A 14,111-nucleotide genomic window follows, 5' to 3' on the forward strand; every position below is an offset into this window, starting at 1 on the left:
ATGGATACTTTATTCTTAATGAACAGTCTTTGGGTAATGCTAGGAGCGATACTTGTCATTTTAATGATCGGCGGGTTCATCCTGTTAGAAACAGGTTCCACCCGAATGAAAAATGCAGGACATATTGCTGGTAAAACCATTCTCACATTTAGTATTAGCTCAATTGTATTTTGGGCAGTTGGATTTGGATTAATTTTCGGAAAAGGAAATGCACTTATAGGCCTTTCTGACTTCTTATATTCAGGCTATGATATCGATAGTTTATCACTTTCTGGTTCTGTTTTCTTTTTATTCCAATTAGCTTTTGCAGGTATTTCCTTAACGATTGCATTTGGCGGGTTTGCTGAACGAGCAAAATTAGGTGTCTATCTCGTATTCGCTGTATTATTTTCTGTTATTGTTTATCCTCCAATCGCTCACTGGATTTGGGGCGGCGGCTGGTTAGCAGAGATTGGTCAACAAGACTTCGCCGGTTCAACCGTTGTTCACTTAACTGGTGCTATGGCGGCATTGGCAGCTACGATTCTATTAAAACCACGTATCGGAAAATTTAATAAAGATGGTTCCGCCAATAATCTAGCTGGTCATAACCAAGTATTTACAGCACTAAGTGTTTTACTCTTATGGGTTGGATGGTTCGGATTTAACGCGGGCAGTACATTATCCGTGGACAAAGGTTTCTTTGGCTTTGTCGCATTAAACACAAACCTTGGTGCTGCTGCTGGTACTGTTGCCGCAATGATTATCTCCTGGATCGTGTTGGGTAAGGCAGATGTTCCAATGATGTTAAATGGTGCATTAGCAGGCCTCGTAGCGATTACTGCTTCTTGTGCATTTGTTGATACTTGGGCCGCTGTCCTGATTGGTTTTATCTCTGGTATTCTTGTATTTTATAGTATTAGCTTCTTTGAGAAAAAAGGAATTGATGATCCAATCGCAGCACTATCTGTACATGGTACGGCTGGTGTCTGGGGAACGTTATCGACTGGTTTCTTTGCAACAAAAGAATTAGCCACGGTCGGAAAACCTGGATTATTTTATGGTGGCGGCTTCCATCAGCTCGGGGTTCAAGCATTAGGCGTTATCGCCTCTGGTGCCTTCGCCTTGGTCGCATCCTTTATCTTGCTTGCCATTATTAAAAAAGCAATGAATGGCTTGCGTGTCACAGAAGAAGAAGAGATTATGGGCTTAGATATTAGCGAGCACGGAAGCTATGGTTATCCAGAATTGCTTAAGACAGAACAAACAAAGGCTCTATAAATATTAATCTAGAAAGTGTGCAACTCCTATTTAGGGGTTGCACACTTTCTAGATTTTTTAAGAGGAGGTGAAAAATATGAATGATAATACCTACTCAGCAATTGCAGAATATAGAAAACTTCACATGAAGGCTGCTACAAGAGATCACTTTAAATTAAACGAACTTCATGACAACATGATTAAACAGGTATTGGAGACATCACTAAAAGAGGTTCTTGCTCGATATGGCCCACCACCGTCTCCCTTTTCTTTCTTTGTGATGGGGAGTGCCGGACGTTTCGAACAATCTGTATGGAGTGACCAAGACCATGGAATTGTTTATCTCGATCCTACTGCGGAAGCAAAAGCTTATTTTTTGTCATTAGGTAAGGAAATTTCAAAAGGTCTTTATCAAGTTGGGTATCCTTATTGCGATGGCGGTGTCATGTCAGGCAATCCGTTCTGGTGTAAATCACATTCCGAATGGGAGAAACAAATAAAAAACTTGGCACTAGATGCATCTTGGGAATCGTTACGGTATCTACTCATTTTTATTGATGGACGTTCTTTTTATGGAAAGCATCAACTCTTGGAACAACTAAAGACCTTTGTTTATCAAACCGTTCAAAAAGAACATCTTCTGTCAAGAATGTCAAACAATACTCTTCATTTCAAAAAAGGAATTGGCGTATTAGGTCAGCTATTAGTAGAGACACATGGGGTTCATACTGGATCTCTAAATATAAAGGAGACTGCCCTCTTTCCATATGTGAATGCGGCTCGTCTATTGGCAGTGAAAGAAAATCTACAGGAGACCTCTACCCTATCTAGGCTCGACAAACTACAGTTACATGACAAGGATTTATATACAGCTATGTTTTTAAAACTGTTAAACTATCGTCTTCTATTTGCCAGTCATACAGACTATGATTCTGGTCACTATTTACCGGTCGATATCCTAACAAAAGAGCAAAAAAATGAAATAAAAGACATCATTAAAAATGGTGTAACACTTCATCAATCCGTAAGAAAATTAATAGAAAAGGAGGGATAACATGAAAATGAATGATTTAGCACAATACTTTAGGCTAATTTCCGGCAAGCTTAGTTCTAATATTTATGCTGGAATTCAGGGACAAAGTAATCCACAACAGCTCTCGTTCATCCGGCAGCTCCAGAAAGAAATGAAAGTAAAAAACAACTTAGATACCCCGCTTAACGAATTAGAAGTCGTTGTATTTGATTTGGAAACCACTGGGTTTTATCCAGAAAAGGGAGATCGTGTCCTATCAATTGGAGCAGTAAAAATGATCGGTCAGCATATCGAGGACAATCATACTTTTTATTCCCTTGTAAAATCAAACCTTCCTCTTTCCGTAGAAATTTCAACTTTAACAAATATTCATGAGGATCAATTGCGTGAGGCTCCTGATGCCAGAGATGTCTTAATTCAATTTTTTAAGTATGCACAAAGCCATATCCTTGTTGCACACCACTCTAAACACGAAAAGTCCTTTATGCAAAAAATGACATGGGATCTGTTAAAGACTCGATTTGAATATCGAATCATCGATACGTCTTTCTTAATTCGCCTATCCGACTCCTCTATGAAATCATTACCACTTGAAGAAGTCTGCCATAAATGTGGGATTACCATAAAAGATCGCCACCATGCACTTGGCGATGCCATCATGACAGCGCAAATTTGGGCTAGCTATTTAAAAATAGCTCAAAAAAACGGATATAGTAATTTACGAGAAGTGTATGAACATCTTGCAAAGCTTTGAGCTTAAGAACACTATTTTAAACTAGTGTTCTTTTGTTAAGAATTAAAAATTTAAAGTTTGAAATACAATCGACTTTACAACACCTCCATCTTACTTACCTCTGAATATCCCCCCAGTTTTAATCCATTTCTCGGACAAAATAACCTTAAAATAAAAAAATTTCAAAAAAATTTTTTTCGCTGTTTTCCTTATCAGGACAATAATGTAAACGCTATCAACTTTTTTGATTTATTTGAATTGTCAGATTTTTATATTGACCATGTTTTCGATTGGTTGTATGATTATCGAAAATAATCATCTATTCAATAACTGCCATAGCTCCTCACCATTTGGAGATGGGTATGGCAATTCTTTTTAAAAAATTTGTTTAATCATTTAAAGCGTTCTATCATAAAAGAGGAGTGGTTAGGTTGGGGAGTCAATGGATTTTCCTTGGCGGCGAGTTCGTCAAGAAAGAAGATGCTGTAGTTTCAGTTTTCGATCATGGTTTTTTATATGGTGATGGTGTGTTTGAAGGCATACGCGTTTATAGCGGAAACGTCTTTAGACTTGATGCTCACCTGAAAAGACTGTATGAATCAGCACAATCCATTATGCTGAATATTCCATACACACAGGAGGAAATGACTCAATTAATCATCGAGACAATTAGAAAAAATCAGCTAGAAAGCGCCTATATTCGTGTCGTTGTTTCCCGTGGAAAAGGGAATCTCGGCCTAGACCCTTCTTCCTGCTCGAAACCAAGCGTCATTATTATTGCTGAAGAACTTAGCATGTACCCTAAAGAGTATTACGAACGTGGAATTAAAATTGCATCTGTTGCGAGTCGAAGGAATCGCCCAGATGTACTAAGCCCACAGATTAAATCACTTAATTATTTAAATAATATTCTAGTAAAATTAGAGGCCAATCAAGCTGGTGTTGAGGAAGCATTAATGCTTAATGATCAAGGTTATGTTACTGAAGGCTCAGCTGACAATATCTTTATTGTAAAAAATGGTACCATCTATACCCCGCCTGTTTATTTGGGGGCGTTAGAAGGAATTACCCGCAACGCTATCCTAGATATTGCAAGAGCCAAGGGTTTGGATGTCCGTGAATCACCATTCACAAGACATGATGTCTATGTGGCTGATGAAGTGTTCTTAACCGGAACAGCTGTAGAAGTAATTGCAGTTATTGATGTGGATGGCCGTAAAATTAGTGATGGAAAACCTGGTGAAGTTACTAAAGTTCTATTAGAAGAATTTAGGAAAATTGTAACAACAGACGGAGTGGCTTGTAACCCAACAGGTTCAAACCATGCAATCGTCAGTTAGGAGCTAAATTAATATGCGTAGCGATATGATTAAAAAGGGAATTGATCGGGCACCCCACCGCAGCCTTTTATATGCAACAGGGGTAAAAACGAGTGATCTCGAAAAGCCATTTATCGGTGTCTGTAACTCGTTTATTGAAATTATTCCAGGACATAAACACCTTAATCATTTCGGTGAGATTGTAAAAGAGGCCATCCGTGAAGCTGGCGGTATTCCTTTCGAATTTAATACGATTGGTGTGGATGACGGCATTGCAATGGGCCATATTGGCATGCGTTACTCCTTGCCAAGTCGCGAGATAATCGCCGATAGTGCCGAAACAGTCATTAACGCTCATTGGTTCGATGGTGTTTTCTACATTCCAAACTGTGATAAAATCACACCCGGAATGTTAATGGCAGCAGCCAGAACCAACGTCCCATCTGTATTTGTGTCAGGTGGCCCAATGGAAGCAGGTGTTTCACCTTCGACTGGTAAGAACCTTTCCCTTACTTCAGTATTTGAAGGTGTTGGGGCTTACCATAACGGTACAATCAGCCAACAGGAACTGCTTGACATCGAAAACAATGCCTGCCCTACTTGCGGGTCATGTTCAGGGATGTTTACAGCCAACTCCATGAACTGTCTAATGGAAGTTTTAGGGATGACTGTTCCTGGAAACGGAACAATTGTCGCAACTTCAGAACAAAGGCATGAATTAATTCGCCAAGCTGCAAGGCATTTAATTGAATTAGTGAAACAAAATATTCGTCCACGTGACATCATTACAAAAGATGCAATTGATAACGCATTTGCTCTAGACATGGCCATGGGCGGATCAACCAACACGGTTCTTCATACACTGGCTATCGCTCATGAGGCTGGGATTGAATATGATTTGCGTAATGTTAACAAAATTGCAGAAAAAGTACCTTATTTAGCAAAAATAATGCCAGCATCCGATTACTCGATGGACGATGTACATCGCGCTGGCGGGATTAGCGCAATTATTAATGAGCTTTACAAAGTTGAAGGCGCGCTGCATAAGGACTGCTTAACTATTACTGGAAAGACACTTGAGGAGAATGTCAAGGATGCAATAATCACGAATGAACAGGTCATCCGGAGTAAAGACTATCCATATAGCCCTGTTGGTGGACTCTCCATCCTTTATGGAAACATTGCTCCAGATGGTGGTGTTATCAAGGTTGGTGCTGTTGATCCATCCATTAAAACATTCTTGGGTGAAGCAATTGTTTTTGAATCCCAAGATGAAGCACAAGAAAATATAAATAATGGCACTGTCCAAGCGGGACACGTTGTCGTTATCCGCTATGAAGGTCCAAAAGGCGGTCCAGGAATGCCTGAAATGCTTGCACCTACTTCCGCGATTATGGGTCGTGGATTAGGTAAAGAAGTTGCCCTAATTACAGATGGACGCTTCTCGGGAGCCAGCCGTGGTATTTCTATCGGTCATATCTCTCCTGAAGCAGCAGAAGGCGGACCAATCGCCCTTGTTGAAAATGGTGACAAAATCTTAATCGAGCTAGAAGCACGCTCCATCCAACTACTAGTTGATGACGAAGTTTTAGAAGAAAGACGTAAGGCATGGGTGAAACCTGAACCAAAAATCAAAACAGGTTACCTTGCAAAATATGCAAAACTCGTTACATCTGCCAATACTGGCGGCATTATGAAATTTTAGAAATACCAATGGGAATTCGTAGTACCCCTCCCCTTCCTAAGGAAGTTAAGGTACTATTGGCGTTAAATGAAGATCTTTTGACAAAAAAATAGCGAATAAATCGATGACGGGAATAAAGGAATAAGATTTAGTATTTTCAGAGAGCTGGGGTTGCTGGAAGCCCAGTAATACAACTTATTCCGACATCATCCCTGAGTGTTGAGCCGAACGGTCCTGACTTTAGTAGGCTCAATCGGGTGCATATCTTTGAGCACCTGTTACAAAAAGAAGCGTTCTATGGATTAGTGGGTCGCTTCATAAGGCAGTATTCGTAAGGATACTGTAAAACCGGGTGGTACCGAGAAAATGAAAGGCCTTTTCTCCCCGATTATTCTGCTTATGTTTTCGTTTTTGCAGTTAATTCGTGGAGAATGGGCCTTTTTGACTATGCATAAAGATTTATTGTCAAATTCCGACGTTTTCCCAACAAAATTTTCTGTTTATTTACAAATTTCTATATTATAATACAAAAATGACAAATCACTATTTTTCGACATCTACATTCAATTTTTACCCTTAAGGAGGGATTATGACGTGAAAGTAGAAGCAAAAAAGCTTGAGGTCCAAACTACAACAGAGCCGAGAACCGGTGCAGACCTTCTCATCGACTTACTGAAAAAAGAAGGTGTGGAAACGCTGTTTGGATATCCCGGGGGTGCCGTCCTTCCAATCTATGATGCCATTTACCGCGCCCAGGGTACAATCAAGCATGTTCTCTTCCGACATGAACAAGGAATGATCCATGCAGCTGAGGGGTATGCCCGAGTTACAGGGAAACCTGGAGTCGTTCTTGCCACATCAGGACCTGGGGCAACCAACCTTGTGACAGGAATAACTGATGCGATGATGGATTCCCTGCCGCTTGTTATATTCACAGGTCAGGTTGCACGAAGTGTCATTGGAACTGACGCCTTCCAAGAGGCTGATGTTATGGCGATTACAACACCAATCACTAAACATAACTATCAGGTACAATCTATCGAGGACTTACCACGCATCGTCAAGGAAGCTTTTCATATCGCTTCTACCGGACGACCAGGGCCCGTCTTAGTCGATGTCCCTAAAGATATTTCCGCAGGATTTTTAACTGAGGAACCAGAAGAAGCGAGCATTAATTTACCTGGATACCAGCCAACAACAAAGCCAAATCCATTACAAATTAAAAAGCTTGCCGATTCGATTTCAAAGGCGATCAAGCCTGTAATTCTTTCAGGCGCAGGTGTTCTCCATGGGAAAGCCTCTGCTGAACTAACAGCTTTGGCGGAAAAACACCAGATCCCGGTGGTCACAACTTTACTTGGACTTGGTACTTTTCCGGCAGATCATCCCCTCTCGTTAGGAATGGGTGGAATGCACGGAACATATGCAGCTAACATGGCCGTTTACGAATGTGATCTGCTTATCAATTTTGGAGCCCGCTTCGATGACAGACTAACAGGTAATCTTAAACACTTCGCACCTTTTGCGAAGGTTGCCCATATTGACATCGATCCAGCCGAAATTGGTAAAAATGTTCCAACAAATCTCCCAATCGTTTCTGATACGAAAGAGGCACTTACTGAACTGCTTGATCAAGCGATTGAATCACCAAATTCTGCTGAGTGGCTGGAAAAACTGAGCCAAAACAAGCAGGAATATCCGCTTTGGTATAAGCATGATCCAAACGGAATGTGTCCGCAATGGGTCATTGAAGCAGTCCATAAAGTAACGAACGGTGACGCCATCGTCGCAACCGATGTAGGGCAGCACCAAATGTGGGCAGCACAGTATTACACTTTTAAAGAGCCGCACCGCTGGATTACCTCTGGCGGACTTGGAACAATGGGCTTTGGCTTCCCTGCTGCGATTGGCGCACAAATTGCCGCACCGGATAGTACCGTTGTTGCAATTGTTGGAGATGGCGGTTTTCAAATGACACTTCAGGAATTATCGATAATTTATGAAAGAAACCTTCCTGTAAAAATCATTATTGTCAACAACGGCGCACTTGGAATGGTTCGCCAATGGCAGGAACTATTACACGGAAACCGTATTTCAGAATCGATCCTTCATACACAGCCTGATTTTGTCAAACTTGCAGACAGCTATTCGATTAAGGGTTATCGGGTTAATAATCAAGAAGAACTGATCACTGTTTTACCGGAAGTATTTGCTCATAATGGTCCGGTATTAGTTGATTGCCGTGTACTTCAACAAGAGAAAGTATTCCCAATGATTGCTCCTGGCAAAGGAATCCATGAAATGATTGGGGTGAAACCATGAAACGAATCATAACCGCAACCGTTCAGGATCGAGCCGGTGTACTCAACCGCGTTACTGGACTTTTGCAAAGACGGCAATTCAATATTGAAAGTATTTCCGTTGGTCCAACAGAAACGGAAGGTGTTTCAAGAATGACCCTGGTTGTCGAGATTGAAGATGAACAGCGTCTCGAACAAGTGACAAAGCAACTCAATAAACAGATTGATGTTTTAAAGGTTTCTGATATTACTGATAAAGCAGTCGTTGTCCGCGAATTGGCCTTGATTAAAGTAGCCAGCAGCAGCCAGCTCCGCAGTGAGATTAACGGAATTATTGATCCATTTCGTGCGATTGTTATTGACGTAAGTAAGGATAGCTTAGCCGTTCAAATCACCGGCAAACCTGAAAAAATCGATGCATTACTAGAATTGCTTCGCCCTTATGGAATTAAAGAGATTGCCAGAACAGGGTTGACCGCCCTTTTACGCGGGCATCAACCGCACGTAAACGAACTAACTCACCACACCCTACAAAAATAATAATTTACCTTGAAAGGATGATAGATCATGGCAAAAGTACTATATAACGGAGATATTCAAGAAGAGGTTTTACAAGGAAAGAAAATCGCAGTAATTGGATATGGTTCACAAGGTCATGCACATGCACTTAATTTAAAAGAGAGCGGTTTTGATGTAGTAGTTGGATTAAGAGGCGGAAAATCATGGGATAAAGCAGTTGAAGATGGCGTTGAAGTTACTTCAGTTGCAGAGGCAGCTGCAGCAGCTGACGTTATTATGGTTCTTCTTCCTGATGAAATGCAGCCAAAGGTTTACAAAGAAAGCATCGAACAACACCTTAAAGCAGGTAAAGCCCTTGTTTTTGCCCATGGTTTCAATGTTCACTTTAGCCAAATCGTTCCTCCTGCAGATGTAGACGTATTCTTAGTAGCACCAAAAGGCCCAGGACATTTAGTACGTCGTACTTACACTGAAGGCGCTGGTGTACCAGCACTTTACGCAGTTTATCAAGACTACACTGGTCAAGCACGTGATCTTGCCCTTGCCTATGCAAAAGGTATTGGCTCAGCCCGTGCAGGTGTTTTGGAAACTACCTTCCAAGAAGAAACAGAAACAGATCTTTTCGGAGAACAAGCTGTTCTTTGCGGCGGAACTACTGCCCTTATCAAAGCTGGATTTGAAACTCTTGTTGAAGCTGGTTATCAGCCTGAAGTTGCCTACTTTGAGTGTTTACATGAATTAAAATTAATCGTTGACCTTTTATATGAAGGTGGCTTTGAAAATATGCGTTATTCAATCTCCGATACTGCACAATGGGGAGATTTCGTTTCTGGACCACGTGTCGTAAATGCAGATACAAAAGCACGGATGAAAGACGTATTAACAGATATCCAAACTGGAGTGTTTGCTAAAGGCTGGATCCTTGAAAACCAAGCAAACCGCCCACAATTCAACGCTATTAATCGCGCTGAAAACAATCACCAAATTGAACAAGTAGGCCGTGAGCTTCGTGCATTAATGCCGTTTATTAAAAACAAACCAGTAAATGCAAAGAAAGAAGTGGTGGTAAATGGTTCACGTTAACATCTTCGATACGACATTACGCGATGGCGAACAGTCCCCTGGTGTAAATTTAAACCAGCTTGAAAAATTGGAAATCGCAAGACAACTTGAACGGTTTGGTGTTGACATTATGGAGGCCGGCTTCCCGGCTTCCTCCCAAGGCGATTTTGAAGCAGTAAGAGCAATCGCCCGGAATATTAAAAATGTATCTGTCACAGGCCTGGCAAGAGCGACGAAATCGGACATTGACATTGCGTGGGATGCGTTAAAAGATGCTGCAGAACCAAGGTTGCATGTTTTCCTTGCCACCTCTCCTATCCATATGCAATATAAACTGATGAAAACACCTGAGGAAGTCACCCAAATAGCGGTAGACATGGTTTCATATGCTAAACGGAACTTCCCGCATATTGAGTGGTCTGCTGAAGATGCTTCTCGCTCTGACCTTGATTTTCTCGTTCAAATTATTACCAAGGTCATCGATGCCGGTGCAACAGTCATCAACCTTCCGGATACAGTCGGGTATACCACACCTGAAGAATATGGACGCATGTTCCGCTACATCCGCGACAACGTTCCAAATATTCATAAAGCAGCTTTATCTTGCCATTGCCATGATGACTTAGGGATGGCCGTTGCCAATTCCCTAGCTGCCATTGAAAACGGGGTTACGCAAGTCGAGGGTACGATTAATGGAATTGGAGAACGCGCAGGTAATGCAGCTTTAGAGGAAATTGGAGTTGCCTTAAATATTCGTAAAGATAAGTATCCTTATACTACGAATCTCGTGTTAAAAGAAATAAAACGCACGAGTGACCTTGTCAGCCGCTTTACAGGTATGATTGTTCCTCCGAATAAAGCAGTTGTTGGAAAAAATGCCTTCGCACATGAATCAGGGATCCACCAGGATGGCGTTTTAAAAAATACGTTAACCTATGAGATTATTACGCCTGAATTAGTAGGGGTTAAATCTAATGATTTAGTTCTTGGCAAACATTCCGGCCGCCATGCATTCAAAGATAAAATTGAGCAAATGGGCTTTGAACTTTCGGACGAAAAACTAGTCGAAGCGTTTACTGCTTTTAAACTTTTAACCGATCGTAAGAAAGAAGTAACAGACGAAGATTTATTTGCAATTTTAACCGATATCCAAACAACGGCTGTTGATATTAAAAAATATGAACTGGTTGCCTTCCAAGTCCATTACGGTTCAGCAAACTTGCCAACCGCAACTGTGGCTCTAACCACTCCCGAAGGTATTCGCGTGGAAACGGCGCGCACAGGCTCAGGCAGTGTCGAAGCTTTAATGAATACCTTGGAAGCATTGATTAAAGAAGAAATCCATCTTACTGATTTTAGATTAAGCTCGATCGGTCAAGGACGTGATGCACTGGCTGAGGTTCATGTCAAAATGACGGTGAACGGATCACCTGTAACCGGGCGCGGTTCAGCACAGGATGTACTGGAAGCTTCAGCAAAATCATTCTTGAACGCAGTGAATCGTGTATTTTTCAATCAAAGTTCAACTGTGAAAGAGATGGCTAATCTATAAAAAACCAAACAAAAATGAGGAGGTTGCTTCTAATGAAAAAACGAATTGTCTTACTTCCCGGTGATGGCATTGGTAAGGAAGTTATTAACTCTGCAAAAGACGTGTTAAATGCAATTGCTGAAGAATACAATCATACTTTTAGCTTTGAAAGCCATGAAATCGGAGGAGCAGCCATTGACCTTTACGGCACACCGCTTCCTGAAACAACCGTTAATGCTTGTAAACAGGCAGATGCGGTCTTGCTGGGTGCTGTTGGGGGGCCAAAATGGGATACCAATCCCTCCCATTTACGTCCTGAACGAGGCTTGCTTGGAATCCGAAAGGCACTTGATTTATATGCGAATTTAAGGCCGATCAAAGGATTTAAAAACCTTCTTCATGCATCACCCTTAAAGGAAGAAGTAGTCTCTGGGAGCGACCTCCTTATCGTTCGTGAATTAACTGGCGGCCTTTATTTCGGAACACCAAGTGAACGCCGCGACAACGGAAACACCGTTGTAGACACGCTTGTTTATTCTCGCCAAGAGATTGAAAGAATTGTTGATAAGGGCTTTCAAGCAGCCCAGCAGCGCAGCGGTCATCTTACTTCGGTTGATAAAGCAAATGTACTTGAATCCAGTAAGCTATGGCGCGAAATTGTCGAAGAGAAAAAAGCTCAGTATCCAGATGTAGCCGTTGAACATGTTTTAGTAGATGCTGCTGCTATGAAATTAATCACTAACCCAACTCAGTTCGACGTAATTGTAACGGAGAATCTATTTGGTGATATTTTAAGCGATGAAGCCTCTGTTATCACAGGATCACTTGGTATGCTTCCTTCTGCTAGTTTAAATGAAAATGGGGTTGGTCTTTATGAGCCTGTTCATGGCTCTGCCCCAGATATCGCTGGTAAGGGTATAGCCAATCCAGTTGCAATGATTTTGTCTGCAGCACTGATGCTCCGCTATTCATTCCAATTGAATGACGAAGCAAAAGTGATTGAAGATGCAGTCCAATCTGTTTTAGATGCTGGCTTCCACACAGGCGATCTTCAAGTTGCAAATGGACGCCTTGTTGGGACAGCGGAAATGACGAAGCTTATTGCAGATTATATTAAATCGCAAAACGCTTCGAAATGTATCGCCAGCTGTTATTTTTAATGATTGATTGGGTGGGTAAATCGTCTTTGTTGCGATTTACCCCTAAATTTATCCAAAATATTTGTTAGTTAGTCATACAATAAAATTCATAAATGTGAGGAAGGACGCTATGCAAACACCAAAAAATATTATCCAAAAAATTTGGGAAAAGCATGTTGTACATCAAGAAGAGGGAAAGCCGGATTTATTATATATTGATTTACACCTTGTTCACGAAGTAACCTCTCCACAGGCATTTGAGGGCTTGCGAATGAACGGGCGCAAGGTGCGACGACCGGACCTTACTTTCGCAACGATGGATCATAATGTTCCAACTCGCCAGCGTCTTGTAATCAATGACCCTATTTCAAAAAAACAAATCGATACACTGCAAGAGAATTGTCAGGAATTCGGGATTACACTCGCTGATATTCATCATCCTGATAACGGGATTGTCCATGTAATTGGACCTGAACTTGGTCTTACCCAGCCTGGTAAAACGATTGTTTGCGGTGATAGTCATACCTCTACACATGGTGCATTTGGTGCACTTGCTTTTGGAATTGGTACAAGTGAGGTCGAGCATGTTCTTGCAACACAAACACTTTGGCAAGCACCGCCCAAAACATTAAATGTCAAAGTGAACGGAAAGCTAGGTACTGGCGTAACTGCTAAAGACTTAATTCTTGCCATCATCGGTAAATTCGGTGTCCAATTTGGAACGGGCTATGTGATGGAATATACAGGTGAAGCCATCCGCGCCCTCTCCATGGAAGAACGCATGACGGTTTGTAACATGTCTATTGAGGCTGGTGCTAGAGCCGGGCTTATTACTCCGGATGAAACCACTTTTGAATACTTAAGAGGAAGACGGCATGTCCCTCAAGGGGCAGCGTTTGAAGAAGCAGTTGCACAATGGAAGGCTCTTGCTACGGATGAAGATGCTGCCTATGATCGGGTTGTTGAAATTGAAGCAGCCGAAGTTGAACCACAGGTAACGTGGGGAACAAATCCAGGAATGTGTATTCCAATTACTTCCAATGTACCAAACCCTGATGAAACTGAGAAGACAAGCGAAAAGGACGAGATTAACCGCGCGCTTGAATACATGGGTCTTGAAGCAGGTCAGCCTATTTCAAGTGTAAAAATTGACCATGTTTTCATCGGTTCTTGTACAAATTCGCGCATAAGCGACTTACGAAGTGCAGCTGAGGTTATACGGGGCTTAAAGGTCAGCCCATCTGTTACCGCCATCGTTGTTCCTGGTTCATTTAGCGTTAAGCTTGCGGCAGAAAAAGAAGGACTTGATAAAGTCTTTACAGATGCAGGCTTTGAATGGCGCGAAGCAGGATGCAGCATGTGCCTTGCGATGAATGATGATATCGTTCCACCGGGGGAACGCTGCGCCTCTACTTCTAACCGAAATTTTGAAGGGCGCCAAGGTAACGGGGCCAGAACCCACCTTGTCAGTCCTGAAATGGCAGCCGCGGCCGCAGTTGCAGGCCACTTCGTTGATGTCCGTCAATTCTCTGCAGCACAGGAGGTTAGATAA

Annotated in this window: 11 protein-coding genes; all 11 read left to right on the forward strand. The window is 41.9% G+C overall.

Translation table 11 applies throughout. From position 1 onward, the window contains the following. The 11 genes from QF028_RS22500 (at position 1) to leuC (ending at position 14,111) form a co-directional block, all read left to right on the forward strand. Positions 1 to 1,260 (forward strand): ammonium transporter, encoded by a 1,260-nt coding sequence (locus QF028_RS22500; protein WP_429468994.1) that lies wholly within the window; start codon positions 1 to 3, stop codon positions 1,258 to 1,260. A gap of 76 nt (positions 1,261 to 1,336) precedes the next feature. Then, positions 1,337 to 2,293, forward strand: a complete 957-nt coding sequence (locus tag QF028_RS22505; protein WP_429468997.1) for a DUF294 nucleotidyltransferase-like domain-containing protein — start codon at positions 1,337 to 1,339, stop codon at positions 2,291 to 2,293. A gap of 1 nt (position 2,294) precedes the next feature. Further along, positions 2,295 to 3,026 (forward strand): exonuclease domain-containing protein, encoded by a 732-nt coding sequence (locus QF028_RS22510; protein ID WP_429469000.1) that lies wholly within the window; start codon positions 2,295 to 2,297, stop codon positions 3,024 to 3,026. 410 nt (positions 3,027 to 3,436) lie between these two features. Continuing rightward, positions 3,437 to 4,345 (forward strand): branched-chain-amino-acid transaminase, encoded by a 909-nt coding sequence (gene ilvE / locus QF028_RS22515; RefSeq protein WP_429469003.1) that lies wholly within the window; start codon positions 3,437 to 3,439, stop codon positions 4,343 to 4,345. A gap of 13 nt (positions 4,346 to 4,358) precedes the next feature. Continuing rightward, on the forward strand, positions 4,359 to 6,029 hold the full coding sequence (gene ilvD, locus QF028_RS22520) for a dihydroxy-acid dehydratase (protein ID WP_429469006.1): 1,671 nt from the start codon (positions 4,359 to 4,361) through the stop codon (positions 6,027 to 6,029). A 573-nt stretch (positions 6,030 to 6,602) separates the two neighbouring features. Next, positions 6,603 to 8,330 carry a biosynthetic-type acetolactate synthase large subunit gene (gene ilvB, locus QF028_RS22525; RefSeq protein ID WP_429469009.1) on the forward strand — a complete coding sequence of 576 codons (1,728 nt, stop codon included), beginning with the start codon at positions 6,603 to 6,605 and terminating at the stop codon, positions 8,328 to 8,330. After that, positions 8,327 to 8,848: an acetolactate synthase small subunit gene (ilvN, locus tag QF028_RS22530; protein ID WP_214715227.1), complete on the forward strand. Its 522-nt coding sequence runs from the start codon at positions 8,327 to 8,329 to the stop codon at positions 8,846 to 8,848. Before ilvB ends, ilvN begins: the two co-directional genes overlap by 4 nt. Before the next feature lie 27 nt (positions 8,849 to 8,875). Continuing rightward, positions 8,876 to 9,910 carry a ketol-acid reductoisomerase gene (ilvC, locus tag QF028_RS22535; RefSeq protein WP_214715225.1) on the forward strand — a complete coding sequence of 345 codons (1,035 nt, stop codon included), beginning with the start codon at positions 8,876 to 8,878 and terminating at the stop codon, positions 9,908 to 9,910. Next, positions 9,897 to 11,441 carry a 2-isopropylmalate synthase gene (locus QF028_RS22540; protein ID WP_429469014.1) on the forward strand — a complete coding sequence of 515 codons (1,545 nt, stop codon included), beginning with the start codon at positions 9,897 to 9,899 and terminating at the stop codon, positions 11,439 to 11,441. Before ilvC ends, QF028_RS22540 begins: the two co-directional genes overlap by 14 nt. 32 nt (positions 11,442 to 11,473) lie before the next feature. After that, positions 11,474 to 12,580: a 3-isopropylmalate dehydrogenase gene (gene leuB, locus QF028_RS22545; RefSeq protein ID WP_215002811.1), complete on the forward strand. Its 1,107-nt coding sequence runs from the start codon at positions 11,474 to 11,476 to the stop codon at positions 12,578 to 12,580. Between the two features lie 109 nt (positions 12,581 to 12,689). Continuing rightward, positions 12,690 to 14,111, forward strand: a complete 1,422-nt coding sequence (leuC, locus tag QF028_RS22550; RefSeq protein WP_429469017.1) for a 3-isopropylmalate dehydratase large subunit — start codon at positions 12,690 to 12,692, stop codon at positions 14,109 to 14,111.

This window comes from Neobacillus sp. B4I6 (assembly GCF_050434045.1).
Taxonomy (GTDB): Bacteria; Bacillota; Bacilli; order Bacillales; family Cytobacillaceae; genus Neobacillus.

Bases quoted from the DNA above. Each gene is read 5' to 3' on its own strand.
- QF028_RS22500 (WP_429468994.1), top strand. From the start codon at position 1: ATGGATACTTTATTCTTAATGAACAGTCTTTGGGTAATGCTAGGAGCG.
- QF028_RS22505 (WP_429468997.1), top strand. From the start codon at position 1,337: ATGAATGATAATACCTACTCAGCAATTGCAGAATATAGAAAACTTCAC.
- QF028_RS22510 (WP_429469000.1), top strand. From the start codon at position 2,295: ATGAAAATGAATGATTTAGCACAATACTTTAGGCTAATTTCCGGCAAG.
- ilvD (WP_429469006.1), top strand. From the start codon at position 4,359: ATGCGTAGCGATATGATTAAAAAGGGAATTGATCGGGCACCCCACCGC.
- ilvN (WP_214715227.1), top strand. From the start codon at position 8,327: ATGAAACGAATCATAACCGCAACCGTTCAGGATCGAGCCGGTGTACTC.
- ilvC (WP_214715225.1), top strand. From the start codon at position 8,876: ATGGCAAAAGTACTATATAACGGAGATATTCAAGAAGAGGTTTTACAA.
- QF028_RS22540 (WP_429469014.1), top strand. From the start codon at position 9,897: ATGGTTCACGTTAACATCTTCGATACGACATTACGCGATGGCGAACAG.
- leuB (WP_215002811.1), top strand. From the start codon at position 11,474: ATGAAAAAACGAATTGTCTTACTTCCCGGTGATGGCATTGGTAAGGAA.
- leuC (WP_429469017.1), top strand. From the start codon at position 12,690: ATGCAAACACCAAAAAATATTATCCAAAAAATTTGGGAAAAGCATGTT.